General features: G+C 69.9%; 26 protein-coding genes and 3 tRNA genes. 4 read left to right on the forward strand and 25 right to left on the reverse strand.

Annotated elements, in window-relative coordinates:
• Positions 1–19: 19 nt before the first annotated feature.
• The 14 genes from rpoB to rplJ all read right to left on the reverse strand — a co-directional run bounded on the left by rpoB (position 20) and on the right by rplJ (position 16,318).
• Positions 20–3,538, reverse strand: coding sequence for a DNA-directed RNA polymerase subunit beta (gene rpoB, locus IE331_RS13950; RefSeq protein ID WP_225580159.1), 3,519 nt, complete (start codon positions 3,536–3,538; stop codon positions 20–22).
• A 241-nt stretch (positions 3,539–3,779) separates the two neighbouring features.
• The gene (locus IE331_RS13955; RefSeq protein WP_192144080.1) at positions 3,780–4,760 is read right to left on the reverse strand and encodes a J domain-containing protein; all 981 of its coding nucleotides are present in this window, start codon (positions 4,758–4,760) and stop codon (positions 3,780–3,782) included.
• Positions 4,757–5,314: a hypothetical protein gene (locus tag IE331_RS13960; protein ID WP_192144081.1), complete on the reverse strand. Its 558-nt coding sequence runs from the start codon at positions 5,312–5,314 to the stop codon at positions 4,757–4,759. The genes IE331_RS13955 and IE331_RS13960 overlap by 4 nt, the downstream gene beginning before the upstream one ends.
• 20 nt (positions 5,315–5,334) lie before the next feature.
• The gene (locus IE331_RS13965) at positions 5,335–6,636 is read right to left on the reverse strand and encodes an MCE family protein (RefSeq protein WP_192144082.1); all 1,302 of its coding nucleotides are present in this window, start codon (positions 6,634–6,636) and stop codon (positions 5,335–5,337) included.
• On the reverse strand, positions 6,633–8,027 hold the full coding sequence (locus tag IE331_RS13970; RefSeq protein ID WP_192144083.1) for an MCE family protein: 1,395 nt from the start codon (positions 8,025–8,027) through the stop codon (positions 6,633–6,635). Before IE331_RS13970 ends, IE331_RS13965 begins: the two co-directional genes overlap by 4 nt.
• The gene (locus IE331_RS13975; protein ID WP_192144084.1) at positions 8,024–9,142 is read right to left on the reverse strand and encodes an MCE family protein; all 1,119 of its coding nucleotides are present in this window, start codon (positions 9,140–9,142) and stop codon (positions 8,024–8,026) included. The genes IE331_RS13970 and IE331_RS13975 overlap by 4 nt, the downstream gene beginning before the upstream one ends.
• Before the next feature lies 1 nt (position 9,143).
• A complete protein-coding gene (locus tag IE331_RS13980) occupies positions 9,144–10,109 on the reverse strand; it encodes an MCE family protein (RefSeq protein WP_192144085.1) in 966 nt (321 codons plus the stop codon).
• On the reverse strand, positions 10,106–11,140 hold the full coding sequence (locus IE331_RS13985; RefSeq protein ID WP_192144086.1) for an MCE family protein: 1,035 nt from the start codon (positions 11,138–11,140) through the stop codon (positions 10,106–10,108). The genes IE331_RS13980 and IE331_RS13985 overlap by 4 nt, the downstream gene beginning before the upstream one ends.
• Complete coding sequence (locus tag IE331_RS13990; RefSeq protein WP_192144087.1) at positions 11,137–12,420, reverse strand: MCE family protein; 1,284 nt, start codon at positions 12,418–12,420, stop codon at positions 11,137–11,139. The genes IE331_RS13985 and IE331_RS13990 overlap by 4 nt, the downstream gene beginning before the upstream one ends.
• Before the next feature lie 4 nt (positions 12,421–12,424).
• Positions 12,425–13,252, reverse strand: a complete 828-nt coding sequence (locus IE331_RS13995) for an MlaE family ABC transporter permease (protein WP_192144088.1) — start codon at positions 13,250–13,252, stop codon at positions 12,425–12,427.
• A 5-nt stretch (positions 13,253–13,257) separates the two neighbouring features.
• Positions 13,258–14,043: an MlaE family ABC transporter permease gene (locus IE331_RS14000; protein ID WP_192144089.1), complete on the reverse strand. Its 786-nt coding sequence runs from the start codon at positions 14,041–14,043 to the stop codon at positions 13,258–13,260.
• Between the two features lie 7 nt (positions 14,044–14,050).
• Positions 14,051–15,001, reverse strand: coding sequence for an ABC transporter ATP-binding protein (locus tag IE331_RS14005; RefSeq protein ID WP_192144090.1), 951 nt, complete (start codon positions 14,999–15,001; stop codon positions 14,051–14,053).
• A 244-nt stretch (positions 15,002–15,245) separates the two neighbouring features.
• Positions 15,246–15,638, reverse strand: a complete 393-nt coding sequence (gene rplL, locus IE331_RS14010) for a 50S ribosomal protein L7/L12 (protein ID WP_192144091.1) — start codon at positions 15,636–15,638, stop codon at positions 15,246–15,248.
• 65 nt (positions 15,639–15,703) lie between these two features.
• On the reverse strand, positions 15,704–16,318 hold the full coding sequence (gene rplJ, locus IE331_RS14015) for a 50S ribosomal protein L10 (protein WP_192144092.1): 615 nt from the start codon (positions 16,316–16,318) through the stop codon (positions 15,704–15,706).
• 303 nt (positions 16,319–16,621) lie between these two features.
• On the opposite strand from rplJ, the gene IE331_RS14020 reads away from it, so the two are divergent.
• The gene (locus IE331_RS14020) at positions 16,622–17,620 is read left to right on the forward strand and encodes a DnaB-like helicase C-terminal domain-containing protein (RefSeq protein ID WP_192144093.1); all 999 of its coding nucleotides are present in this window, start codon (positions 16,622–16,624) and stop codon (positions 17,618–17,620) included.
• Positions 17,621–17,744: 124 nt separating this feature from the next.
• On the opposite strand, the gene rplA is transcribed toward IE331_RS14020, so the two are convergent.
• The 5 genes from rplA to IE331_RS14045 form a co-directional block, all read right to left on the reverse strand.
• Entirely contained in the window at positions 17,745–18,464 is a 720-nt protein-coding gene (gene rplA / locus IE331_RS14025) for a 50S ribosomal protein L1 (RefSeq protein WP_192144094.1), read from the reverse strand.
• A 121-nt stretch (positions 18,465–18,585) separates the two neighbouring features.
• Positions 18,586–19,017: a 50S ribosomal protein L11 gene (rplK, locus tag IE331_RS14030; protein WP_192144095.1), complete on the reverse strand. Its 432-nt coding sequence runs from the start codon at positions 19,015–19,017 to the stop codon at positions 18,586–18,588.
• A gap of 82 nt (positions 19,018–19,099) precedes the next feature.
• A complete protein-coding gene (nusG, locus tag IE331_RS14035) occupies positions 19,100–19,957 on the reverse strand; it encodes a transcription termination/antitermination protein NusG (RefSeq protein WP_318646827.1) in 858 nt (285 codons plus the stop codon).
• 82 nt (positions 19,958–20,039) lie between these two features.
• On the reverse strand, positions 20,040–20,288 hold the full coding sequence (gene secE, locus IE331_RS14040; protein ID WP_192144096.1) for a preprotein translocase subunit SecE: 249 nt from the start codon (positions 20,286–20,288) through the stop codon (positions 20,040–20,042).
• A gap of 42 nt (positions 20,289–20,330) precedes the next feature.
• Positions 20,331–20,403: transfer RNA gene (locus tag IE331_RS14045), tRNA-Trp, on the reverse strand.
• 195 nt (positions 20,404–20,598) lie between these two features.
• Between IE331_RS14045 and IE331_RS14050 the strand changes: the two genes are divergently transcribed.
• A complete protein-coding gene (locus IE331_RS14050) occupies positions 20,599–21,819 on the forward strand; it encodes a pyridoxal phosphate-dependent aminotransferase (protein ID WP_192144097.1) in 1,221 nt (406 codons plus the stop codon).
• A gap of 42 nt (positions 21,820–21,861) precedes the next feature.
• Positions 21,862–22,899 (forward strand): adenosine deaminase, encoded by a 1,038-nt coding sequence (locus IE331_RS14055; protein ID WP_192144098.1) that lies wholly within the window; start codon positions 21,862–21,864, stop codon positions 22,897–22,899.
• Between the two features lie 93 nt (positions 22,900–22,992).
• Here the strand turns inward: IE331_RS14055 and IE331_RS14060 are convergent, their stop codons facing one another.
• The 6 genes from IE331_RS14060 to IE331_RS14085 all read right to left on the reverse strand — a co-directional run bounded on the left by IE331_RS14060 (position 22,993) and on the right by IE331_RS14085 (position 25,398).
• Positions 22,993–24,069, reverse strand: a complete 1,077-nt coding sequence (locus tag IE331_RS14060) for a UDP-N-acetylmuramate dehydrogenase (RefSeq protein WP_192144099.1) — start codon at positions 24,067–24,069, stop codon at positions 22,993–22,995.
• On the reverse strand, positions 24,062–24,457 hold the full coding sequence (locus IE331_RS14065) for a MaoC/PaaZ C-terminal domain-containing protein (RefSeq protein WP_192144100.1): 396 nt from the start codon (positions 24,455–24,457) through the stop codon (positions 24,062–24,064). The genes IE331_RS14060 and IE331_RS14065 overlap by 8 nt, the downstream gene beginning before the upstream one ends.
• Entirely contained in the window at positions 24,454–24,852 is a 399-nt protein-coding gene (locus tag IE331_RS14070) for an FAS1-like dehydratase domain-containing protein (RefSeq protein WP_192144101.1), read from the reverse strand. Before IE331_RS14070 ends, IE331_RS14065 begins: the two co-directional genes overlap by 4 nt.
• A gap of 137 nt (positions 24,853–24,989) precedes the next feature.
• Entirely contained in the window at positions 24,990–25,160 is a 171-nt protein-coding gene (gene rpmG, locus IE331_RS14075; RefSeq protein WP_192144102.1) for a 50S ribosomal protein L33, read from the reverse strand.
• Between the two features lie 40 nt (positions 25,161–25,200).
• Positions 25,201–25,274: transfer RNA gene (locus IE331_RS14080), tRNA-Met, on the reverse strand.
• 51 nt (positions 25,275–25,325) lie between these two features.
• Positions 25,326–25,398, reverse strand: a tRNA-Thr gene (locus IE331_RS14085).
• 36 nt (positions 25,399–25,434) lie between these two features.
• Here IE331_RS14085 and IE331_RS14090 point away from each other — a divergent pair.
• Positions 25,435–26,229, forward strand: a complete 795-nt coding sequence (locus IE331_RS14090; RefSeq protein ID WP_192144103.1) for a thioesterase family protein — start codon at positions 25,435–25,437, stop codon at positions 26,227–26,229.
• Positions 26,230–26,272: the final 43 nt, after the last annotated feature.

Raw genomic sequence — 26,272 nt, forward strand, 5'->3', positions numbered from 1 at the left:
TCGACCACCGGGCTCGACCTCAGACTTCTTCGACCGAGCTCGGCTCGCGCCGGGACAGGTCGATGCCGAGCTCCTCGGCGGCACGGAAGACGTCCTCCTCCGCGTCACGCATCTCGATGGCGGAGCCGTCCTGCGACAGCACCTCCACGTTGAGGCAGAGCGACTGCATCTCCTTGACGAGCACCTTGAACGACTCGGGGATGCCGGAGTCGGGGATGTTCTCGCCCTTCACGATCGCCTCGTAGACCTTCACCCGGCCGGGGACGTCGTCGGACTTGATCGTCAGCAGCTCCTGGAGGGCGTAGGCGGCGCCGTACGCCTCCATCGCCCAGACCTCCATCTCGCCGAACCGCTGGCCGCCGAACTGGGCCTTACCGCCCAGGGGCTGCTGCGTGATCATCGAGTAGGGCCCGGTGGAGCGGGCGTGGATCTTGTCGTCGACGAGGTGGTGGAGCTTGAGGATGTACATGTAGCCCACCGAGACCGGGTCCGGGAACGGCTCGCCGGAGCGGCCGTCGAACAGGTCGGCCTTGCCGTCGTCGCCGATCATCCGCACACCGTCGCGGTTGGGGTGCGTGGACCCCAGCAGCCCGGTGATCTCGTCCTCGCGAGCACCGTCGAAGACCGGGGTGGCGACCTTGGTGTCCGCCTCGGCCTTGTCGACGTGGATCGACATGAGCCGCTGCTTCCAGTCGGCGTCGTCCTTGTCCTCGTGGAGGTTGATGTCCCAGCCCTGCTTGGCCAGCCAGCCCAGGTGCAGCTCGAGGATCTGGCCGATGTTCATCCGTCGCGGCACACCCAGCGGGTTGAGCACGACGTCGACCGGGGTGCCGTCCTCCATGAACGGCATGTCCTCGACGGGCAGGATCTTCGCGATGACGCCCTTGTTGCCGTGCCGGCCGGCGAGCTTGTCACCCACGGAGATCTTGCGCTTCTGCGCGACGTACACGCGCACCAGCTGGTTGACGCCCGGGGGCAGCTCGTCGCCGTCCTCGCGGTCGAAGACCCGGACGCCGATGACGGTGCCGGACTCGCCGTGCGGGACCTTCATCGAGGTGTCGCGGACCTCACGGGCCTTCTCGCCGAAGATCGCGCGCAGCAGCCGCTCCTCGGGGGTCAGCTCGGTCTCGCCCTTGGGCGTGACCTTGCCGACCAGGATGTCGCCGGTGGTGACCTCGGCGCCGATGCGGATGATGCCCCGCTCGTCGAGGTCGGCGAGCATCTCCTCGGAGACGTTCGGGATGTCCCGGGTGATCTCCTCGGGGCCGAGCTTGGTGTCGCGGGCGTCGACCTCGTGCTCCTCGATGTGGATCGAGGTGAGAACGTCCTCCTGGACCAGGCGCTGGCTCAGGATGATCGCGTCCTCGTAGTTGTGGCCCTGCCACGGCATGAAGGCCACGAGGAGGTTGGTGCCCAGCGCCATCTCGGCGTCGTCGGTGCACGGCCCGTCGGCGATCGGCGAGCCGACCTCCACCCGGGCGCCCTCGGCGACCAGCGGACGCTGGTTGATGCAGGTGCCCTGGTTGGACCGGCGGAACTTCGCCATCCGGTAGGAGGTGTAGGTGCCGTCGTCGTTCATGACCTCGACCAGGTCGGCCGAGACGTCCTTGACCACGCCGGCGCTGGTCGCGGTGACCACGTCACCGGCGTCGACGGCGGCGCGGTACTCCATGCCGGTGCCCACCAGCGGCGAGTCGCTCTTGATGAGCGGCACGGCCTGGCGCTGCATGTTGGCGCCCATGAGCGCTCGGTTGGCGTCGTCGTGCTCGAGGAACGGGATCAGCGCGGTCGCCACCGACACCATCTGGCGCGGCGAGACGTCCATGTAGTCGACCTCTTCGGCGAGGATCTCGGAGACCTCGCCGTGCCGCTGGCGGACCAGCACCCGCTCCTCGACGAAGCGGTTGTTCTTGTCGAGGGCGGCGTTGGCCTGCGCGATGACGTACTTGTCCTCGTCGTCGGCGGTGAGGTAGTCGACCCGGTCGGTCACCTTGCCCTTGCTCACCCGGCGGTACGGCGTCTCGACGAAGCCGAACGGGTTGATCCGGCCGTACGAGGCCAGCGACCCGATCAGGCCGATGTTCGGGCCCTCCGGGGTCTCGATCGGGCACATCCGGCCGTAGTGCGAGGTGTGGACGTCGCGGACCTCCATGCCGGCGCGGTCGCGGGAGAGACCCCCGGGGCCGAGCGCGGAGAGGCGGCGCTTGTGGGTGAGCCCGGCGATCGGGTTCGTCTGGTCCATGAACTGCGAGAGCTGGGAGGTCCCGAAGAACTCCTTCAGCGCCGCCACCACGGGCCGGATGTTGATCAGCGACTGCGGCGTGATCGCCTCGACGTCCTGGGTGGTCATCCGCTCGCGGACCACCCGCTCCATGCGGGCCAGGCCGGTGCGGAGCTGGTTCTGGATCAGCTCGCCGACCGTGCGCATGCGCCGGTTGCCGAAGTGGTCGATGTCGTCGGCGCGGACCTCCATGTCCTTGCCGTCGCCGTCCTTGAGCACCGTGCCCTCACGGTCGGTGAGCAGGTCGTCACCGTTGTGCAGCCGGACGATGTAGCGGATGCTCGCGACGATGTCGGCGATCGTCAGCGTCTGCTGGTCGAAGGCCTCGTGCACGCCGAGCTTCTTGTTGATCTTGTACCGGCCGACCTTGGCCAGGTCGTAGCGCTTGGGGTTGAAGTAGTAGTTCTTCAACAGCGTCAGCGCGGCCTCACGCGTGGGCGGTTCGCCCGGGCGGAGCTTGCGGTAGATGTCCAGCAGCGCGTCGTCCGGCCCCTGGGTGTTGTCCTTCTCCTCGGTGATCTGGATCGACTCGTAGGTGCGCAGCTCGGCCATCACCGCGTCGTAGTCGAACTCCTCGCCGATCTCCTCGGCCACGGCCTGGAGCGCCTTGAGCAGGACGGTGACGTTCTGCTTGCGCTTGCGGTCGAGGCGGACGCCGACCAGGTCGCGCTTGTCGATCTCGAACTCGAGCCAGGCGCCGCGCGAGGGGATCACCTTGGCGGTGTAGATGTCCTTGTCGGAGGTCTTGTCCGCGGACCGCTCGAAGTAGACGCCCGGGGAGCGCACCAGCTGGGAGACCACGACCCGCTCGGTGCCGTTGATGATGAAGGTGCCCTTGTCGGTCATGAGCGGGAACTCGCCCATGAACACGGTCTGGCCCTTGATCTCACCGGTGTCGTTGTTGGTGAACTCGGCCGAGACGTACAGCGGGGCGGAGTAGGTGAAGTCCTTCTCCTTGCACTCCTCCGCGGTGTACTTGGGGTCGTAGAAGAGGGGGTTCTCGAACGAGAGCGACATCGTCTCGGAGAAGTCCTCGATGGGGGAGATCTCCTCGAAGATCTCGGTGAGCCCCGACTTGCTCGAGACGTCCTCGCCGGCGTCGGTCCTGCGCTGGACCTCGGCCTCCCACTTCTCGTTGCCCACCAGCCAGTCGAAGCTGTCGGTCTGGAGGGCGAGGAGCTTGGGTACTTCGAGGGGTTCGGTGATCTTCGCGAACGAGATGCGACGGGAGTTTCCAGCGGTGCTGCGCGCGGCCAAGAGGTGTCCTTCTTCAGGGTTCGCTCTGGAGGAGTCGTCGACCCACCACAAACCAGCCACCGGGCAGGCAGGAAGCATTTGAGGGCGGACGCAAAGAAGGAGCCTAGCGGAAATAGGCGCGCGGCTCAAACCCGCGGCCCGGGTTTCTCGAACGCGAAGCCCGTCGCTGGCGACGATCATGAACCCCGCGGGGGCGCAGGTCAAGCACCGCACCCGCCCGGGCGTGGCCCCGGCGGTGGGCTCAGGGAGTCTCCGCGTCCTCCGACGGGTCGTCCTGGGTGTCCTTCTCGGGGCCCTCCGTGGGGTCCCCAGTGGGGTCCTCAGTGGGGTCCTCGGCACCCTCGCCCGCCACCTCGGGGTCCCAGCCGTCGATCTTCTCGATCAGCCAGTCGCCCTCGCGCTCGACCATCGTCACCGTCAGGCCCAGCGTGACCTGCTGCTCCTGGTTGGCGTTGGAGGTGACCGTGTTGAGGACGACCAGGATCTCGGCCCGGTCGCCCTCGCCGGACGTGCGGACGGCGCCGCTCCCGACCACCTCGGAGGTCGCGGTGCCCTTGGTGCGCTCGAGGTTGGGCCCGATCGCGTCGTCCCAGAGGTCCTCGTAGTCGGTGCGCAGGTCCCCCGTCAGCACCCGGGCCGCCTGGTCCCGGTCCCGGTCGGGGAAGCGGTAGTCGTAGGTGAAGACCTTCGGCAGGCCGGCCTCGGCGGCCTCCCGGGCGTCGGACAGCGACGCCTCGACCGCCTCGGAGTCCACCGTGGTCAGCTGCAGCCAGGTCGCGGCGCCGAGCACGAGCGCGACCAGCACCGCGAGCGCGACCAGAGCCCGCACGGGCAGGGCCGCGGCACGCGGCACCCGGCGGGCGAGCCGACCCAGCCGACCGGACCGGTCCCCGGCCGCGGGGGCAGCCCCGACGGCGGTGGTCTGGTCGGGTGCCGGTCCGTCCGGTGCAGGCTCGTCGGCAGCGGGCTCGTCGACGGCGGGCTCCGCGGCCGCCGGCTCGTCGACGGCAGCGGCGGGTGCGCCGGGCGCGGCAGCGACCGACCCGGCGTCGTACGCCGCCCGCCGGTCGGGGTCCAGCAGCACCCCGGCCGCCTCGTTGTAGAGCGCGAACCGACGGTCGGTCGGGTCGAGGTCGGAGATCGAGGCCTTCCACGCCGCGCGGATCTCCTCGGACCCGGCGTCGGGGGCGACGCCGAGCACGTCGTACCAGCTCGCGCTCATCGGCCCTCCCCCTGGTATCCGTCGAGGTCGGCGACCAGCCAGGTGCCGTCGACCTTCTCGAGGTCCAGCAGCCAGAAGAACGGCGTCGGCCGGACCGAGTTCTCCTCCTGCGACTCGGTGATCTCGCCGTTGACGATCACCTGGGCGGAGTCCGCGTCGATGCTCTCCACGCCGAGGTGGTCGACGGTGGTCTGGCGGGCGAAGCCCTGCTCGGCGACCAGCTGGTCGAGCACCGGCGCCGACTTCTCGAACTCGGTGCGGAAGGTGGTCGTGATCAGCGGCGTGACCCGCTCGCGGTAGGAGGTGAGCACCTGGTCGTCGTCGAGGTCCGAGGTGCCGTAGTTCCAGGCGGCGGCGACGTACTCCCGGGCCCGGAGCATCACGGCGTCCCGGTCCTGCTGCCGCTGCGAGGCGGCCGGGTCGCCGGCCCGGGCGGCGATGCCGACGGCCAGCCAGACCAGCCCGGCCACCAGGGCGAGGGCCAGGACGATCGTGAGGACGGCGCGCAGCGGGGCCCGCCGGGCGTCGGTGCCGCCCGGTCCGGTCTCGTTCATGGCCCCCTGGTCCGCCCCGCTCACTTCGGCGCCGCGGTCAGGGGCTGGAGCAGTGCCCACTTCCACGACTCCTCCCGGTCCAGTGCCACCCCGGTCGAGGTGCGCGGCGCGACGCTACCCGGCACCTGCAAGCCCGGCATGGAGTCCAGCCAGGAGACCTCGCCGGTCTCCCGGTCGACGTAGGCCACCGGTGCGTCGTAGTCCGCGGCGGCCCGGGGAGCGTTCTGGGCACCTCGCGGGTTGGACTCGGCCGGCGACTCCGCGCAGCGCACGTCGGTCGGCAGCGGTCGGTCGCCGAGGTTCTGCGGGCCGCGCTTGTCGGCGTTCTCGTCGTAGCCGCGGTGGCAGAGCTCGTGGGCGGTGTCGATGAGGCCGAAGTGGGCGTCGAACTTCCCGGTCTGCGGGTCCTTGGAGACGACGGTGAAGCCGCCCTCGACCACGTAGGGGTAGAGCACCAGCAGCTGCTCGATGCCGTCGAGGTGCTCGACCACGATCTCGCCGGTGGTCACCAGGTTGTTGATCAGCGAGGCCAGCTCGACGTCGTTGTCGTCGATGAACCGGCGCAGCTCGTTGGCGGCCGGGGAGCCGGCGTCGATGACCTTGCGGATGTCCTTGTCCGAGGCGGCCACCGTGGTGCTGAACTTCGCCAGCTGGGTGGAGAAGTTGCGGATCGCGGACGCCTTGTCGAGCTGCGTGCGCAGCACGACGTTGCCGTCGCGGATCAGCGACCTGGTGACGTCGAAGTTCTCGTTCGCGGTCTCGATGAACGAGTTGGAGGTGTCGATGATCTGGCCGAGGCTCTCGCCGGTGCCGTCGAAGGCGAGCCCGAACTCGCTCACGACCGTGCGCAGTGCGTCCTTGTCGACGTCGGCCACCGTGGTGGAGATGTCCTCGAGCAGCTTGGCGGTCGGGATCGGGATCCGGGTGTCGACCTGCTCGATCTCGGAGTCGTCGTCGAGGAACGGGCCCTCGTCGACCTTGGGCTGCAGGTCGACGTACTGCTCGCCGACGGCCGACTTGTTCGCGACCAGCGCCACCGTCTCGGCCGGGATCTCGTCCCAGTCGTTCTCGATGTCGAGGTGCACGTCGACGCCCTGGTCGGTCAGGTCCATGCGGCTGACCTGACCGATCGTGACGCCCCGGTAGGTGACCCCGGCGCCGGTGAAGATGCCGCCGGAGTCCGGGAAGTGGGCCACCACCGTGTAGCTGTTGTCCAGCACCAGCCGGTCGAGCCGCGCGTAGCGGGCACCGACGTAGCTGACGCCGATCAGCGTGATCAACACGAAGAACAGCAGCTGGACCTTGGTACGACGCGTGATCATTCGGCCACCCCCGGCAGCAGCAGACCCACGAGCACCGGGTCGTAGTCGTCCATCAGGTCGGCGAGGTCGGTGGTCGGGCCGAAGCCGGGCCTACCGAGCCCGGGGAGGTCCGGGAGGTCGGGGAGGCCGCCCCCGCCACCGCCGCCGCCACCGCCGCCACCGCCGCCGTCCCCGCAGAGACCGGGCAGGTTCACGGCGTTCTTGCAGACGTCCTTCACCAGGTCACCAGGCAGGTTGCCGCAGTTCTTGACGTTGGGGTTGTCGAAGCACTTGTTGATCTTGTCGATCGCGCCCTCGCAGAGGTTCTCGAGGTCGGTGTCGGCGATCGGCCCCGTGTCGGGGAGGTCGCCGAGCCGCACGCACTCGTCCGCCGGGTCGGGGATCGGGCCCCCGCCGCCGCCACCACCCTCGAGCTTGACGTCCATCTTCACCGAGAGGTTCGTGTAGTCGCCGAAGTGCAGGTTGCGGGCGACGTTCGGGTCGCGGCCGACCACCTCGTCCACGAACGGGTAGGTGAGGAAGACGTTGAACGCGTTGACGAAGTCGTCGCCCGAGGCGGCGAGCTGCGTCAGCACCGGCTGGAGCCGGGTCAGCGCCTCGATGGTGGCCTCCTTCGACGCGCCGATGACCTCGGTGCCGACGTCGCCCAGACGGTTGAGCGACTTCAGCATCCGCACCAGGTCGGCGCGCTGGCCGTCCAGCGAGTCGAGCGCCTGCGGGAGCTCGTCGAGCGCGGACTCGATGGCGCCGCTCTGCTTGTTGGCGGTGACCGAGAGCCGGTTCACCCGCTCGATCGCGGTGACGATCCCGGCTTTGTTGTCGTCCAGCTCCTTGGTGAAGATCCGGAGCTGGTTGAGCACCGACCGGGCGCTGCCCTCGCGCCCCTCGAGGGCCAGGTTCAGCTCCGCGGCGATCGTCTTGAGCTGCCCGACGCCGCCGCCGTTGAGGAGCAGGCTCAGCGCACCGAGCACCTCCTCGACCTCCGGGTTGCGGTTGGTGCTCTCCAGACCGATCCGGGCGCCGTCCTCCAGCGGCTCGGAGCTGGGCTGCTCCGGCTCGCTGAGCGAGACGAACTTCTCGCCGAGGAGGCTGGTCTGACGGATCTCGGCGAGCGTGTTCGCCGGCAGCCCCACGTCGTTGCGGATGGTCAGCTCGACCTCGGCCTGGTAGTCGGTGAGGACGATGTCGGTGACCTTGCCGACCGTGACGTCGTCGACCTTGACCGTCGACTGCGGCACCAGGTCGAGCACGTCCGGGAACTCGACGGTCACCACCATCGGGTCCTCCCCCGTGTCCGCGCCGCCGGGCAGCGGCAGCTTGTAGACGGAGAAGTCACAGGCGCTCAGGAGCAGCACCGCGCAGAGCGCCACGATCGTACGCACGGCCTTCATCGGGCCACCCCCAGGAGCATGCGGAAGGTCTCGTCCTCGACGGTCGGCGACCCGAAGGGCGAGGTGCGGGGCAGCGCCGTCTGGATGGCGTCGCAGACCTCGCCCGAGCTGTCGGTCGAGCCGACCACGCCGCACAGCAGCAGCCCGGGGTCGCTCACGAGCAGGTCCGCCCCGTTGTCGATGTTGGAGGCCGTGTCGAGCGTGCCGGCCTGCGGGTTGTAGGTCAGGGCCAGGTTGTTGAGGGCCAGCGGGGCGACGTTCAGGATCTCCTTGAGCTCCCCGCGCCGCTTGACCAGTGTCTTGGTCACCCGGTTCAGGCCCTTGATGTTCTTGCTCAGCAGTGCCTTGTTGTCCTCGACGAACCGCTTGACCTCGCCGAGCGCGGTCCCCAGGTTGTCCAGTGAGGCGGCCAGCTCCTGGCGCTCCCCCGCCAGCAGGTCCGAGACCGACGACATCGCGTCGTTGAAGTCGCGCACGACCTTGTCGTTGTTGGCCAGCGTGCCGACGAACCGGTCCAGCTCCCGGGCGGTGCCGAAGAGCTCCTCCTTGTTGTTGTCGAGCGTGCCGGTGAGCTTGCCGAGGTTCTTCAGGGTGGTGTTGAACTGCTCACCCTGACCGCCGAAGTTGTCCGCGGTGCTGATCAGCAGGTCGCTCAGCGCGCCCTCGCTGTTGGCGCCGTCCGGCCCGACCGCGACGGTGAGGTCGTCGAGGCTCTGGTAGATCTCGTCGAGCTCGAGCGGCGTCGAGGTCCGGTCGGTGTCCAGCGTGGCGCCGTCCTCCAGCACCGGGCCGCCGGAGTAGGCCGGGGTCAGCTGCACGAAGCGGTCGCCCACGACGCTCGGGCTGATGATGACCGCCTTCGCCTCCTCGGGGACCTGCACCTCGGCGTCGTAGGACATCGTCACCGTCACGGTGGTGCCGTTCGGCTCGACGGTGTCGATCTGACCCACGGGCACGCCGAGGATCCGCACCTCCGAGCCCTCGTAGACCGACACGGTCCGTGGGAACGACGCGGTCAGCTGCTTGCGGTCCTCGCCTCCGAACATCGTGAAGGCGGCCGCGACCAGCAGCGCCCCGATGACCAGGGGGACGACGAGCTTCCTCAGGAGGGACATCTCAGTTCACCTCCGGGGCCGGCGGGAAGTTGATGATGTAGGTGTCGAACCACGGACCGTTGCCGAGGGTGTTGGCGAAGACCCGGTAGAACGGCGCCATCAGCCGCAGGCTCTCGTCGAGGTTGTCCTGGTTCTTCAGCAGGGTGTTCACCACCGTGTCGAGCTCGGTGAGCGCCGGCTTGAGGTCGGACCGGGTGCCGCGGATCAGGGCGGTCAGCTCCTTGGACATCTGGCTGGTCGAGACCAGCAGGTCGTGGATCGAGTCCCGCCGGGCGACCAGCGCCCGGAACAGCACGTCGGCGTCCTTCATGAGCCGGATGATGTCGTCGTCCCGGTCCCCGAGGACGCTGGAGACCTTCTGCAGGTTCCCGAGGAGGGTGTTGATCTGCTCGTCGCGGGCGGCGAGGTTCGCCGAGAGCGCCGAGACGCCCTTGAGCGCCTTGCGGAACTCCTCCGGGGTGTCCCGGGTCAGGTCCGCCATCGTCCGCAGAGACTCGGCGAGCTGGTCGGTGTCGATGCTGTCGGAGGTCTCCGCGAGACCCTCGAACGCCTCCACGACGTCGTACGGCGAGGAGGTGCGCGAGACGGGGATCACCGACTCCTCCTCGAGCTGGCCGCCCCCGGCCGGCACCAGCGCCAGGAACATCGACCCCAGCAGGGTCTTGACCTTGATCTCGGCGCGGGTGTCGGGGCCGAAGTCGACCTTGCCGTCGACCTTGAACGTGACCTTCACCTGGTCGCCGTCGAGCTCGACGGCGTTGACCTTGCCGACCCGGACGCCGGCCACCCGGACCTCGTCGTTGGCCTTGAGGCCGCCGGCCTCGCTGAACGCCGCGTAGTAGGTGTCGCCGCCGCCGATGACCGGCAGGTCGTCGGCCCGGAAGGCGGTCAGGATCAGCGCCGCGATCGCGGCCAGGCTGACCGCCCCGATGATGACCGGGTTGCGCTCTCGGAAGGGAAGACTCATGGCAGCGAACACCTGTCCGATCCGGGCTGGTAGTCGATCTTCTGCTGCGGCAGGTCGCCCACCTGGACGGTCCCCGTGAAGTTGCACAGGTAGAAGTTGAACCACGAGCCGTAGATCGCGGTCCGGCCGACCTTGTTGAGCTTGATCGGCAGCACCTGGAGGGCCCGGTCCAGCTCTCCGCGGTTGTCGGCGACGTTGCCGGCGACCTTCCGCAGCTGCTTGACGTCGTTGATCAGCGGCTTCCGGATCCCCTTGAGCAGCCCGGCGGTCTCCACCGAGAGGTCGGAGATCGAGTCGAGCGAGTCGAGGATCGGGTCGCGATCGTCGGCGAGGCCCCCGACGAGGTCGCGCAGGCTGATGATCAGCTCCGACAGCTCCTCGTCGCGGTCGCCGATGGTCTCCAGCACCTCGTTGAGGTTGTCGATCAGGTCGCCGATGACCTGGTCCCGCTCGGCGAGCGTCGAGGTGACCGACGCGGTGTGCCCGAGCAGCCCCTCGAGGGTGCCGCCCTCGCCCTGGAACACCTGGATCAGCTCGAACGAGAGCTGGTTGATGTCCTGCGGCGAGAGCGCCTGGAACAGCGGCTTGAAGCCGTTGAAGAGCACGGTCAGGTCCAGGGCGGGGGACGTCTGGCCGACCGGGATCGTGGTGCCCTCGTCGAGCCGCTCGCTCCCCTCTCCGCGCTGGCTCAGCGAGATGTAGCGCTGCCCGACCAGGTTGCGGTAGCGGATCTGGGCGTGCGTGGCCTGGGTCACCGAGGCCTCGGTGTCGACGTCGAAGGTGACCAGGGCCCGGGTCCGGTCGACGATCTCGACGTCCTTGACGCTGCCGACCTTGACGCCGGCGATCCGGATGTCGTCGCCCTTGACCACTCCCGTGGCCTCGGCGAACTCGGCCTTGTACTCCCGGCTCGGGGAGAACGAGATGTTCCCGATCGTCACCACGAGCAGGCCGGTGGCGACGATGGTGACCAGCATGAACACCAGCAGCTTGGCGGCGTCGCCGGTGGTCTTCTTGTCGAGCAGGCTCATCGCAGGGTCACCTCGCCTCCGCGCATCATCGGGGCCAGCAGCATCACGCTCAGGTCGGACACCTCCGAGGACGGGCGCCCGGACGAGGCGGCCAGCAGGCCGCGCACCATGTCGTACTCCCCGACCGTGCCCGGCGCGGCGGTGACCGAGTCGAAGCCGGTGCCGGCCCGGTTGGTGCCCTTGCCGGTCGGCTCGTCGACGCCGTCGTCGGGGTTGCCCGGGTAGGGCGCGATGTTCTTCTGGTTGTACGGCGGGTTGGGCAGCTTGCCGCAGTAGGGGCCGCGCTTGTCGCCGAACCGGGGCTGGTCCTGCGGGCCGTAGGCGCGCGGCTGGTTGGGCAGGATCTCCAGGTTGATGTGCAGGGTGAAGCCACGGAAGGCCTCGGCCTGCAGCTTGCCCGCGTTGACGATGCCGCCGGTCAGGCAGGGGAACTCGGGGGCGTACTTCGCGAACACCCGCAGCTGGGCCGAGCCGAGCTCGCTGACCCGGATCAGGTTCCGCTCGTTCTCGTCGAGGAACACCCGCGTGGTGTTGGCGAAGCCGCGGACGTCCTGGAACAGCGCGTTCAGCTTCTGCTCCCGGGAGACCAGGGTGTTGCCGGTCTTGACCGAGTTGCGCAGCGTGGTCGCGATCTCCGGGAGCACGTCGGCGTACAGGTCCGAGGTGCGCCCGAGGAGCTTGAGGTTCTGCACCAGCGCCGGCAGCTCGGGGTTCATCCGCTTGAGGTAGGAGTCGAGCGTCTCGAGGTTCTCGCCGATCTTCTCGCCGCGGCCCTCGAGGGCGGTGGCCAGGGCGTTCAGCGTCGTGTTCACCTCGGCCGGCTGCACCGCGCGCAGCAACGGGTACAGGTCGTTGAGGGTCTGCTCCACCTCGGTCGAGAGCGCCGTCTGGGTGATCCGGTCGCCCGCCCGGATGGACTCGTCCGAGGGCTGGTCGGGCACCTGGAGCGCGACGTACTTCTCGCCGAACAGGGTCTTCGGCTCGATCCGCGCGGTGACGTTCTTGGGGATCGTCCCGGTCTTCTCCGGGTAGAGCCCCAGCGTCATCGTCGCGCCCTCGCCGGAGGCGTCGAAGTCGAGCACCTCGCCGACCTGGACGCCCCGGATCTTGACGTCCGCGCGGGCCGGCATCTGCAGCCCGATGCTCGAGGTCTCCAGCGCGACCTCGTCGTAGTCGACGAAGGTCTTGTTGAAGATGGCGCCCGTGAGCCAGATCCCGCTGGCCAGCAGCGCGACGAACACGATGCCGATGAGCTTGTGGCTTCCCAGAATGGTCTTCATGTCCTCACCCCGCCAATCTGACCGTGGTCGTCGTGCCCCAGATGGCCATGGACAGGAACAGGTCGATGACGTTGATCGCCACGATCGAGGTCCGCACCGCACGCCCGACGGCGACTCCCACGCCCGCCGGCCCGCCGCTCGCGGTGTAGCCGTGGTAGCAGTGGATGAGGATCACAGTGACCGCGAAGACCAGCACCTTGCCGAACGACCACAGCACGTCTCCCGGTGGCAGGAACTGGTTGAAGTAGTGGTCGTAGGTGCCCGAGCTCTGGCCGAAGAACTGGGTCACCGTGAGCCGCGTCGCGAAGTACGACGACAGCAGGCCGACGACGTACAGCGGGACCACCGCGATCAGCCCGCCGATGATCCGGGTGGTGACCAGGAACGGGAGCGACGGGATCGCCATGACCTCGAGGGCGTCGATCTCCTCGGAGATCCGCATCGCGCCGAGCTGGGCGGTGAAGCCGCAGCCGACGGTGGCGGCCAGCGCGATGCCGGCCACCAGCGGGGCGATCTCGCGGGTGTTGAAGTAGGCGGAGACGAAGCCGGAGAACGCCGCGGTGCCGATCTGGTTCAGCGCCGCGTAGCCCTGCAGCCCGACCTCGGTGCCGGTGAAGAACGACAGCGCGGTGATGACGCCGACGGTGCCGCCGATGACGGCCAGCGCCCCGGAGCCGAGGGTGACCTCGGCCAGGATGCGGAGCACCTCCTTCTTGTACCGACGGACCGTGCGCGGGGTCCACGCCAGTGCGGTCAGGTAGAAGGAGAGCTGCTCGCCCAGCGTGTCGAGCATCTTCATGGGGCGGTCCACGACCGCTCGCAGGTTCGACATGGGCGTCAACCTGTCTTCGGTGGCACGAGCTGGAAGTAGATCGCGCTCATGACGAAGTTGACGACGAACAGCAGCAGGAAGGTGATGACCACGGACTCGTTCACCGCGTCACCGACCCCCTTGGGCCCGCCGCCGGCGTTCATGCCCATGTAGCAGGCGACGATCGCGGCGATCAGACCGAAGATCAGGGCCTTGGCCATGCCCTGCCAGAGATCGGGTAGCTGTGCGAGCGCGGTGAAGCTCGCCAAATAGGCCCCTGGTGTGCCGTCCTGCAGCACCACGTTGAAGACGTAGCCGCCGGCGACACCCACGACCGAGACCAGGCCGTTGAGGAACACCGCGACCAGCATGCAGGCCAGCACCCGCGGCACCACCAGCCGTTGGATCGGGTCGATCCCGAGCACCATCATGGCGTCGAGCTCCTCGCGGATCTTGCGGGCGCCGAGGTCGGCCGCGATCGCCGAGCCGCCCGCCCCCGCGATCAGCAGGGACGTCGCAATCGGCCCCGCCTCCCGGACCACCGCCAGGACCGAGGCCGAGCCGGTGAACGACTGGGCACCGAACTGCTTGATCAGGCCGCCGACCTGCAGCGCGATGACCGCGCCGAAGGGGATCGCGACCAGGGCGGTGGGCACGATCGTGACCGACGCGATGAACCAGGCCTGCTGGAGGAACTCCCGCAGCTGGAAGGGTCGGCGGAAGAGCGCCCGGCCGACGTCGAGACCGAAGGCGAACAGCTTGCCCGCGGTGCCGATCGGGGCGAGCGCCCGAGAGGCGGTGATGGAGGACATCCGCGGCTCAGACGGCGATGCCGGCGTTGGTGGACTCGAAGGACCCGTCGGGCGGTGTGACGCCGTTCTCGCGGCACCACTCGCCGGGCGGCCGCTGGCCGCGTCGCGGGATGCCGTTGGAGGGCTCCTGCTGGAGCGGGATCGGTGGCAGCGGCGGCAGGTCCTGGCCCTGCTCGGCCGCCAGCTCGTCGGCGTCCTTCTCCTCGGACATGCCGATCGGGCCCACCCGTTGGGCGTTGAGGAACTGCCGCACCACCGGCTCCTCCGAGGAGAGCAGCATCTCTCGCGGACCGAACATCGCGAGGTGCTTGTGGTAGAGCAGCCCGATGTTGTCGGGCACCGTCCGCGCGGTGTTGATGTCGTGGGTGACGATGAGGAAGGTCGCGTCGGTCTGCGCGTTGAGATCGATGATCAGCTGGTTCAGGAACGAGGTGCGGACCGGGTCCAAGCCGGAGTCCGGCTCGTCGAAGAGCACGATCTGCGGGTCGAGCACCAGCGCCCTGGCCAGGCCGGCCCGCTTGCGCATGCCGCCGGAGATCTCGCCGGGCAGCTTGTCCTCGGCGCCGATGAGGCCGACCAGGTCCATCTTCTCCATGACGACGTCGCGCACCTCGGACTCGGTCTTCCTGGTGTGCTCACGCAGGGGGAAGGCGACGTTGTCGTAGAGGTTCATAGAGCCGAACATCGCGCCGTCCTGGAACAGCACGCCGAACAGCTTGCGGATCTCGTAGAGGTCCTTCTCCGGGCAGGAGGCGATGTCGGTGCCCTCGATGACCACCGAGCCCTTGTCCGGCTTGAGCAGCCCGATCAGCGTCTTGAGCAGCACCGACTTGCCGGTGCCGGAGGGGCCGAGCATCACGCAGATCTCGCCGGCGGGGACGGTCAGGGTCACGTCTCCCCAGATCAGCTGCTTGCCGAACGACTTCGTCAGCTGGTCGATCTGGATCTCCACGCCCATGGCGTCGCACTCCCTCTCTTACGTGGACTCGTACCTGACAGGAGCTTCGAGTCTCACTGCGGCAACCGTAGGGTCAACGCCCGACTGGCGAGTAAGTTACGCGGCAATTGCGGACAAGTCACCCCTCGGTAACCTGCGATCCGCCACCCGGACCGGTGGTGCCCGAAATCGACGACGGGGTGGCCGACCCTCGTGGGTCGGCCACCCCGTCGGGTGCCTCAGGGAGCGGTGCTCCCGGCAGGTGTCACTTCAGGGTGACGGTGGCGCCGGCGCCCTCGAGGGACTCCTTGGCCTTCTCCGCGGCGGCCTTGTCGACCTTCTCCAGGACCGGCTTCGGGGCGGCCTCGACCAGCTCCTTGGCCTCCTTCAGGCCGAGGCTGGTGAGGGCGCGCACCTCCTTGATGACGTTGATCTTCTTGTCACCGGCGGCCTCGAGGACGACGTCGAACTCGTCCTGCTCGGCCGACTCCTCCGCGCCACCGGCGGCGCCGCCGGCGGCGGGGGCGGCCGCGACGGCGACCGGGGCGGCGGCGGTGACGCCGAAGGTCTCCTCGAACTGCTTCACGAACTCGGAGAGCTCGATGAGCGTCATCTCCTTGAACGCCTCGAGCAGCTCGTCAGTGCTGAGCTTCGCCATGATGGCTGAACCTTTCCGTTGTCGGCCCCGTCTGCGGGGGCCTGGTTTTCAGGTGGTGCCTGGGGTCAGGCGTCGACGGCCTCGTCGGCGGGTGCCTCCGGGGCCTCCTCGGCAGAGCTCTCGGCCGGAGCGGGAGCACCGGCACCACCTGCGAGGATCGAGGGGTCCTGCTCGGCCTTCGCCTGCAGGGCGCCGGTGAGCCGGGCGGCCTGCGAGATCGGGGCGTTGAGCAGCTGGACGGTCTGGGTGAGCGAGGCCAGCATCGCGCCGGCCAGCTTGCCCATGAGCACCTCACGCGACTCGAGGTCGGCGAGCTTGCCGACCTCCTTCGCGTCGAGGAACGCACCGTCGAGGATCCCGCCCTTGATGATCAGGGCGGGGTTCGCCTTGGCAAAGTCACGCAGGCCCTTGGCCGCCTCGACCACGTCGCCGTTGATGAAGGCGATGGCGGTCGGCCCCGTGAGCAGGTCATCGAAGTCACCGATGCCCACCTCCCGGGCGGCGATCTGGGCGAGCGTGTTCTTGACCACGGCGTAGTTGGCGTTCTCGCCGAGGGAGCGCCGCAGTTCCTGCAGCTCCTTCACGGTGAGACCGCGGTAGTCGGTCAGCACAGCGCCTGCGGAGGAGTTGAACGAGTCAACGACCTCCGCGACGGCTGCTGCCTTGTCTGGCCGCGCCATGGGTCTCCTTCCGGTCCTTCACGAGTGAGACCCCCGGGCTGGCCGGGAACGAAAAAACGCCCCGGCGCAGGGCCAGGGCGTGGACACCGGGAGCGAGCTCCCGGCACGTCGTGCTCTGTCACCTGCGCAGGCCGTCCGTATCTCTACGGTTCCTTCGGTCACACTGCTGGGCAGCACGACGACCGGCGGTCTCTGGATTCGGAACGGGAGTCTACGCAGCCCCGGCCGGGCGGGACAAATCGGGGTGACCCCAATTGTCGGCAAATCCCGCGGATCGGCGTCGCGAGCGCGACAATGGGCGGCGTGGACGATCAGCTGACCACCCTGAGCCGGGTGCTGGAGCGCACCGACGACCGCCTGCGCGCCGCCGCCGACGGAGCGGCCCGCGTCTGGCCGACCGGGTTCGAGTCGCTCGACCTGGCCCTCGGGGGCGGCTTCCGGGCCGGCAGCCTGGCGCTGGTCGCCGGCCCCCAGGGGCTGGGCAAGACGACGTTCGCCCTGCAGGTCGCGCGCAACGCCGTGTGTGCCGGCCACGTCGCGGTCTACTTCAGCTACGAGCACGACCCCGAGGACCTCATGCAGCGGCTGGTGACGCTGGAGGCGGGTGAGCGCTACGGCGTCGACTCGCCCGGTCTCGACAAGGTCCGGGCGGCCTTCGAGGACCACACCAACTCGGCCTCCCTCGACGACCGGATGACCGGGCTGCGGGGCGGCGACGAGGCCCTGAAGGCGGTGCGGGACTACGCCGACCGGCTGCACATCCACCGGTCCACCGGCACCTCCACCGACCTCGAGGTCATCAGCAGCTGCGTCGAGGAGGTCTGGCGGAGCACCGGCCAGATGCCGTTGGTGATCGTGGACTACCTGCAGAAGGTCAAGGTCCCGACCCCCGGGCTCAGCGACGAGGACCGCACCGGCGTGATCGTGGAGAGCCTCAAGGACTTCGCGATCGACGGGGAGATGCCCGTGCTCGCCGTGGTGGCCTCCGACCGGGCCGGCATCCAGGCCGGCAAGCGGATGCGGGTCCAGCACCTGCGTGGCTCCTCCGCGCTGGCCTACGAGGCCGACGTGGTCCTCATCTTCAACCACAAGTACGACGTCGTGGCCCGGCACCACCTCGTCTACGACATCGGCAACGCCGAGCGGTTCCACCAGTGGGCGGTGCTGACCCTGGAGAAGAACCGGCAGGGCAAGGACGGCGTGAACCTCGAGTTCCGCAAGCGCTTCGAACAGAGCCGCTTCGAGTCCGACGGCCACATGGTCACCGAGCAGCTCGTCGACGAGCGGCTCTTCCAGGACTGACCGCGGCTCCCACGCGACACCGGCGAACGCCGACGGCCCGGGCCGGGCGCGTGAGCGCCCGGGCACCGGGCCCGTCGGGTCGTCGTGCGGCCGTCGGGCGGCCGTCACCGGAGAGGGTGGCCGGTCAGGCCTGGCCCTCCTCCTCCTCGGCGACGTTGCGCGTCCGGTTCGGGTCGACCTGGACACCGGGGCCCATCGTGGTCGAGACGGTGACCCGCTTGATGTAGCGACCCTTGGAGCTGGACGGCTTGAGCCGCAGCACCTCCTCGAGGGCGGCGGCGTAGTTCTCGGCCAGCTGCACCTCGGCGAACGACGCCTTGCCGATGATGAAGTGCAGGTTGGCGTGCCGGTCCACCCGGAACTCGATCTTGCCGCCCTTGATGTCGGAGACGGCCTTGGCGACGTCGGGGGTCACCGTGCCGGTCTTCGGGTTCGGCATCAGGCCGCGGGGGCCGAGCACGCGGCCGAGCCGGCCGACCTTGCCCATCATGTCCGGGGTGGCGACCACGGCGTCGAAGTCGGTCCAGCCGCCGGCCACCTTGTCGATGAGCTCGTCGCCGCCGACGATGTCGGCGCCGGCCTCACGGGCGGCGTCGGCCTTCTCGGCGTTCGCGAAGACCAGGACCTTGGCGGTCTTGCCGGTGCCGTGCGGCAGGTTCACGGTGCCGCGCACCATCTGGTCGGCCTTGCGGGGGTCGACGCCGAGACGCATGACCACGTCGACGGTCTCGTCGAACTTCTTCTTGCTGGCGGACTTGGCGATCTTGATCGCGGTCAGCGGGGCGTGGAGCTCGTCCTGGTCGAACGACGCGGCCGCTGCGCGGTAGGTCTTGCTGCGCTGCATGTCTGGTTCTCTCTTCTGTCCAGGTGTGGTCTCGGTGAGCCAGCGCGGCTCTGCCACTGTTGTCAGGTCCTGTCCGTGACGCGTCGGGTCGACCGCGGTGCGGCCGGCTCGACCGGCAGGGTCAGTCGGTCGTGATGCCCATCGAGCGGGCGGTGCCCTCCACGATCTTCATCGCGGCGTCGACGTTGTTGGCGTTGAGGTCGGGGAGCTTGGTCGTCGCGATCTCGCGCACCTGGTCCTTGGTCAGCTTGCCGACCTTGTCCTTGTGCGGGACCGACGAGCCCTTCTTGAGGCCGGCGGCCTTCTTGATCAGCTCCGCGGCCGGCGGCGTCTTCGTGATGAAGGTGAACGACCGGTCCTCGTAGATCGTGATCTCGACCGGGATCACGTTGCCGCGCATCGACTCGGTCTGCGCGTTGTAAGCCTTGCAGAAGTCCATGATGTTCACGCCGTGGGGACCGAGGGCGGTACCCACCGGCGGAGCCGGAGTTGCTGCGCCGGCCTGCAGCTGCACCTTGACCAGGGCAGCGACCTTCTTCTTCTTCGGGGGCATTTCCTTCTCTCTCTCGTGGTCATGACGGGGTGGTTCCCCTGCCACATGTCGTGCGTCCGGCCCTCGCGGGCTCGGGCCCGGCTCAGACCTTCTGGATCTGGCTGAAGCTCAGCTCGACCGGGGTCTCCCGGCCGAAGATCTCGACGAGGGCCTTGACCCTCTGCGACTCGGCGTTGATCTCGGTGATCGTGGCGTGCAGGGTCGCGAACGGCCCGTCCACCACCATGACCGAGTCGGACACGTCGAAGTCGGCGACCTCGACGGGCTTCTTCGCCGCACCGCCGGCGGCGCCGGTCGGCGTGCCGGCCGCGCTGGCCTCGGCCTCGGCGGCGGCCACGACGGCCGGGGCGAGCATGCCCTCGACCTCGGCCATGCTCAGCGGCACCGGCTGGTGGCTGTGGCCGACGAAGCCGGTGACCGAGGGGGTGTGCCGGACCGCGGCCCACGACTCGTCGGTGAGGTCCATCCGGACCAGCACGTAGCCGGGGAGGACGGTGCGCTTGACGAGCTTGCGCTGGCCGTTCTTGATCTCGGCGACCTCCTCGATGGGGACCACGATCTCGTGGATGTAGTCCTCCATGTTCAAGGAGATGATCCGGTTCTCGAGGTTGGCCTTCACCCGGTTCTCCATGCCGGAGTAGGTGTGGACGACGTACCAGTCGCCCGGCTTGGCCCACAGCGCACGCCGGAACTCCTCGAGGGCGTCGCTCTCCTCCTCGCCCGCTTCGTCGCCAGCCTGGTCGCCGGCCTCGGGCTCCTCGCCGGACTCGTCCGCCGCCTCCGGCTCCGCGGCCGGCTCGGCGTCCTGGGCCGCCTCGGGGGAGTCGTCCGGTGCGGCCTCGGGCGCGGAGGCGTCCGCGGACGACTCCGGCTCCGACTCGCCGATGGGCTCGACCTCAGGCGCCTCGGCGGCTACCTGCTCGTCGTACTGCTCCGACACGTGATGACTCCGTGCTTCTCGTGGATCGATGGTCTGGCCTGCGGGGTCGCCCCCCGGCCCGGGGATGCTGGTGGCCGCGGCGCTACTGGGCGTTGCGGCCGGCGAAGATCTCGAAGACGAGCTGGCCGAAGCCCAGGTCGAGCAACGACACGATCGTCATCATCACCAGCACGAACACCATGACCACGATGAAGTAGGTGATCAGCTGCTGCTGGGTGGGCCAGACGACCTTGCGCAGCTCGGCGACGACCTGGCGGTAGAAGGTGACCGGGTTCGTGCGCTCGCGGCTCTCGCCGCCCGATCGCCGGGCTGCGTCGCTGCTGTCCGACACGTTCCTCACCTTCCGCTGTCCTCGACGGTTGCTGCCTGTTCGCAGGGCACGAGGGACTTGAACCCCCAACCTTCGGTTTTGGAGACCGATGCTCTGCCAGTTGAGCTAGTGCCCTCCGGTGGATCCGCGGTCCGCCCCGAGGTCCCCCGACCGGATCCGGCCTGAGGGCATGACTGAGCATGGTGCGATCCACCAAACGGGGAGTCTACGTGCAAAGCCGAGGACTCGTCCAAACCGCCCGCCCGCCCGGGCCGCCCCGGCCGGTGAACGGGCCTGCGCGCCGCTGCCCGGCCGCCTCTACGATGGTGCCATGTGCGCCCACCACGCCGCCCGTGACCGCCGCGTCTCGAACCGGATCGGCAGCATCGCCGAGTCCGCCACGCTCAAGGTCGACGCCAAGGCCAAGGCCCTCAAGGCCGAGGGCCGCCCGGTCATCGGGTTCGGCGCCGGCGAGCCCGACTTCCCCACCCCCGACTACGTCGTCGAGGCGGCGGTGGAGGCCTGCCGGGACCCGAAGAACCACCGCTACACCCCCGCCGGCGGCCTCCCCGAGCTGAAGAAGGCGATCGTCGAGAAGACCCGGCGCGACAGCGGGCTCGAGATCGAGCCGAGCCAGGTGCTGGTCACCAACGGCGGCAAGCAGGCGATCTACGCCGCCTTCGCGACGATGCTCGATCCCGGCGACGAGGTGATCGTGCCCGCGCCGTACTGGACGACCTACCCCGAGTCGATCCAGCTCGCCGGCGGCACCGCGGTCGAGGTGCTCGCCGACGAGACCCAGGACTACAAGGTCACCCCCGAGCAGCTCGAGGCGGTGCGCACCGAGGCGACGAAGGTGCTCCTGTTCGTCTCGCCGTCCAACCCGACGGGGGCCGTCTACACCGCCGAGGAGATCCGGGCGATCGGCCGCTGGGCCGAGGAGCACGGCCTCTGGGTGCTCACCGACGAGATCTACGAGCACCTCGTCTACGACGGCGTCGAGACCGGGTCGCTGCCGGTGCTCTGCCCCTCGCTCGCCGACCACTGCGTGGTCGTCAACGGGGTGGCCAAGACCTACGCGATGACCGGCTGGCGGGTCGGCTGGATGATCGGCCCGGCCGACCTGGTCAAGGCCGCCACCAACCTCCAGTCGCACGCGACCTCGAACGTCTCCAACGTGGCCCAGCGGGCCGCGCTGGCGGCGGTCTCCGGGGACCTGGCCGCGGTGGAGGAGATGAAGCTCGCCTTCGACCGGCGCCGAAGGACGATCGTGACGATGCTCAACGAGATCGACGGCGTCGTCTGCCCCACCCCGCACGGTGCGTTCTACGCCTACCCGTCGGTGAAGGGCCTGCTCGGGCGGCCGCTGGGCGAGGACGGTGTGGTCGCCGAGGACTCCACGCAGCTGGCCGAGTACATCCTCGAGCGGGCCGAGGTCGCCGTGGTGCCCGGGGAGGCGTTCGGCTCCCCCGGCTACCTGCGGCTCTCCTACGCCCTGGGCGACGACGACCTGGCCGAGGGCATCACCCGCCTGCAGAAGCTCTTCGCCTGACGTGCCGACCCGTCGTTTCCGTCCAGGCTCGGACGGGTCGGCGTGAGCGGGCGGCGGCGCGAGCTCGCCTCACTGCCGAAGGCACACCTGCACCTGCACTTCACGGGGTCGATGCGGCACGGGACGCTGGTGGAGCTGGCCGCGCGCGACGGCGTACACCTGCCGGAGGCGCTGGTGGCGGACTGGCCGCCCCGGCTCTCCGCGGCGGACGAGAAGGGCTGGTTCCGGTTCCAGCGGCTCTACGACGTGGCCCGCTCGGTGCTGCGGACGCCCGAGGACGTCCGGCGACTGGTGCTCGAGGCGGCCGAGGACGACGTCGCGGACGGCGGGCGCTGGCTGGAGATCCAGGTCGACCCGAGCGGGTACGCCGCCCGGTTCGGCGGGATCACCGCGTTCACCGACCTGGTGCTCGACGCGGTCCGGGACGCCTCGGCCCGGACCGGGCTCGGGATCGCCGTGCTGGTCGCCGCCAACCGGACCCGGCACCCGCTGGACGCCCGCACCCTGGCCCGGCTGGCCGCGCAGTACGCCGGCCGCGGCGTGGTCGGCTTCGGGCTCTCCAACGACGAGCGGCGCGGCACCACGTCCGACTTCGCGCCGGCGTTCGCGATCGCCGACCGGGCCGGGCTGCTGCTGGCGCCGCACGGGGGCGAGCTGGCCGGGCCGGCCCACGTGCACGCCTGCGTCGAGGAGCTGCGCGCCGGCCGGCTGGGGCACGGCGTCCGGGCCACGGAGGACCCGGCCCTGCTGGACCGGCTGGTGGCCCGCGGGGTGGCCTTCGAGGTGTGCCCGGTGTCCAACGTGGCGCTCGGGGTCTACTCCGACCTGACCTCGGTGCCGCTGCCGCAGCTGCTCGAGGCGGGGGCCACGGTGGCGCTGGGCGCGGACGACCCGCTGCTGTTCGGCTCCCGGTTGGAGGGGCAGTACGCCACCATGCGCGCCGCGCACGACCTCTCCGACGAGCAGCTGGCCGAGCTGGCGCGGATGTCGTTCCAGGCCTCGCGGGCCCCCTCCGACCTGGTCGCCCGGGCCCTCGCCGACATCGACACCTGGCTCGACCCGTCGCCAGTGTCGGCCTGAGCCCCGCCGACCCGTCGTCAGTGTCGGCCTCAGGACCGCCGACCCGTCGTCAGTGTCGGCCTCGGGACCGCCGACCCGTCGCCAGTGTCGGCCTCACAGGGTGCAGGCGACCAGCACGGGCTCGTTGACGAGGCGGACCGCGAACCGCTCCTCGACACCGGCGCGCACCTCGCGGGCCAGGTCCAGCAGCTCGGCGGTGGAGGCGCCCCCGCGGTTGGTGAGCGCCAGCGTGTGCTTGGTGGACAGGCCCACGCGGGCACCGTCGCGGTCCAGGCCGTAGCCCTTGCCGAAGCCGGCCCGCTCGATGAGCCAGGCCGCGCTGGTCTTCACCGAGCCGTCCGGCTGGGCGAACCGGGGGGCCTCGGCCGGGAGCCGCTCGGCGACGTCGGCCGGCAGGACCGGGTTGGTGAAGAAGGAGCCCGCGCTCCAGGTGTCGTGGTCGTCGGCGTCGAGGACCATGCCCTTGCCGGCGCGCAGGGCCAGCACCGCCCGGCGTACGTCGGCCAGGGGCGCCCGCTCCCCGATCCCGACGTCGAGGGCTCGGGCCAGCTCGGCGTACCCGACCGGCGAGCCGAGGCCGCCGACCGGCAGCTGAAAGGTCACCGTGAGCACGACGAACCTGTCCGGCTCGGCCTTGAACCGGCTGTGCCGGTAGCCGAAGCCGCAGTCGGCCGCGGCGATCGTGCGGACCCGGCGCTCGACCCGGTCGAACGCCCGGACCGACGCCACCGTCTGCGAGACCTCCTGGCCGTAGGCGCCGACGTTCTGGATCGGGGTGGCGCCCACGCTGCCGGGGATGCCGGAGAGGGCCTCGATGCCGGACCACCCCTCGCGCACCGCCCGCGCGACCAGCGTGTCCCAGGACTCGCCGGCGGCGACCGTGACCAGCACCCCGCCGCACGAGGGGTCGGCCCCGGGCTCGACATCGGGTCGCACGCCGCGGGTGGCGACCTCGACGACGGTGCCGGGGAAGCCCGCGTCGGCGACCACCAGGTTGCTGCCGCCGGCGACGAGCAGCACGGGCTGGTCCGCGGCGTCGGCCGACCGCACCGCGTCGACCAGGTCCTGCTCGGTCTCCGCGCGCACCCATCGGGCGCCCGGCCCACCCAGGCGGAGCGTGGTGTGCTGGGACAGGTGCGGGACCTCGGCCGGGTGGTGCCGCTCAGACACGCACGACCGCCCGCGCGGCACCGAGCACCTTCGCGCCACCGGAGGTGACCTCGAGCCCGATCGTCGCCAGCCCGTCCTCGACCGACTTCACCGTGCCGGTGACCTCGATCCCGACTCCCTCATCGTCGTCGGGCACCACGACGGGCTTGGTGAACTTCGCGCCCAGCTCGACCACCCGCCCCGGGCCGCCGGCCCAGGCGTCGACCGCGCGTGCGGCGAGGGCCATCGTGTACATGCCGTGGGCGATCACCCCGGGCAGGCCGACCGAGGTGGCCACCCGGTCCGACCAGTGGATCGGGTTGAAGTCGCCACTGGCGCCGGCGTAGCGGACCAGGTCGCCCCGCGTGACGACGTACGACTGGGGCTCGAGGTCGGTGCCCGCGATCATGCGTCCGCCCCCCGGTGCACGAGGGTCGCCTTGGTCGTGCACACGACGGCTCCCGAGTCGTCGGTGAGCACGCTGCTGGTGCCGATGATGTCGGCACCGCCGATGCTGCGGACCGAGTCGACGGTGAGCGTCGCGACGAGCTGGTCACCCGCCATCAGCGGCCGCTCGTAGGAGAAGCGCTGCTCCCCGTGCACGATCCGGAACAGGTCGATCTGCTCGGCCTCCAGGAAGGCGTTCATCGCCTCGAACGCCAACACGATCGGGAACGTCGCCGGCGCGGTCCCGTCGTACGGCGCCCCGGTGGCTGCCGCGAACTCCCGGAGCTTGACGTCGGTGACCCGGTAGGGCTCGGTCGGCGGGAACGCCCGTCCGACCAGGTCGGTGTCGATGGCCATGCCCCCAACCTAGCCGGGTCGGGCGCCCGGGTGCTCGCCCCGGCAGCCACCCGGGCACTCGACCGGCCCGGGAACAGCACGAGGGCGGACCCGCCGATGTCTCGGCAGGTCCGCCCTCGCGGAAGGAGGATGCGGCGTCAGCGGGTCTCGCGGTGCGCCGTGTGCTTGCGGCAGCGCGGGCAGAACTTCGCCATCTCCAGGCGGTCCGGGTCGTTGCGCCGGTTCTTCTTGGTGATGTAGTTGCGTTCCTTGCAGTCGACACACGCAAGCGTGATCTTCGGACGAACGTCAGAGCTCTTGCTGGCCACGATGAGTTCCTTCTTCGATGTTGGTGCGTCGCGTCTTGAGTAGCGGGAGCGGGACTCGAACCCGCGACACCACGATTATGAGTCGTGTGCTCTAACCACCTGAGCTACCCCGCCACCGGGGCGGGTGCCTCACCGGCCACCATCATGCCGTGAGAACCGACCCAGAGCCCCTTTACGGAATCGAACCGTAGACCTTCTCCTTACCATGGAGACGCTCTGCCGACTGAGCTAAAGGGGCAACGACGAAGAACAATACACAGGCCGAAGGGAGATCATGAAATCGGATCCGGAGGGCTCCTTCTACCTCCCCGCGGACGACCCCGACAGCTGGCTCCCGACACCCGCCACGGCGGGTCCGTGGTCCGACTCGGCACAGCACGGCGGACCTCCGTCGGCCCTGCTCACGCGGGCACTCGCACGAGCACTCGGCGCCGAACAGGTGCTGGCCCGGATCAGCATCGACCTGCTCGGCCCGGTGCCGCTGGGTCCCCTGCGCGTCGCCACCGCGGCGCTCCGACCGGGCCGGCGGGTGAGCCTGGTTGAGGCGACCCTCCACGACGAGACCGCGGGCCGTCCGTGCGCGGTGGCCCGGGCCTGGGCGCTCCCCCGCTCCGACTCCGGCCCCGGTACGACGACGCCCCCGGGGCACGCGCCCACCCAGGGGCGGACCACGTCGTTCCCGGAGGGGTGGTCGCCGGGGTACATCGACCACGTCGACTGGCACTGGGTGGCGGGCTCCGTCGGCCGGCCCGGTCCGGCGACGGTGTGGATGCGGCCACGGGTCCCGCTGCTCCCCGACGAGCCGCTGACCGGGTTCCCGATGCTGATGGCCTGTGTCGACTCGGCCTCCGGGGTGTCGGCGGTGCTGGACCTGCGGGAGTGGACCTTCATGAACACCGAGCTGACCGTGCACCTGCTCCGCGAGCCCGTCGGGGAGTGGGTGTGCCTCGACGCCGAGACCACGCTCGGGCCGTCCGCGGTCGGCGTGGCCACCTCGGTCGTCCACGACGAGCTGGGGATCGTGGCCCGGTCCGCCCAGACGCTGATGGTCGTCCCGCGGGAGGGTTGAGCGGGCGGGCGAGGCGTCGGCGTACGGGGGTGGCGGACGCGCC

Source organism: Nocardioides donggukensis, assembly GCF_014842875.1.
Lineage (GTDB): Bacteria > Actinomycetota > Actinomycetes > Propionibacteriales > Nocardioidaceae > Nocardioides > Nocardioides donggukensis.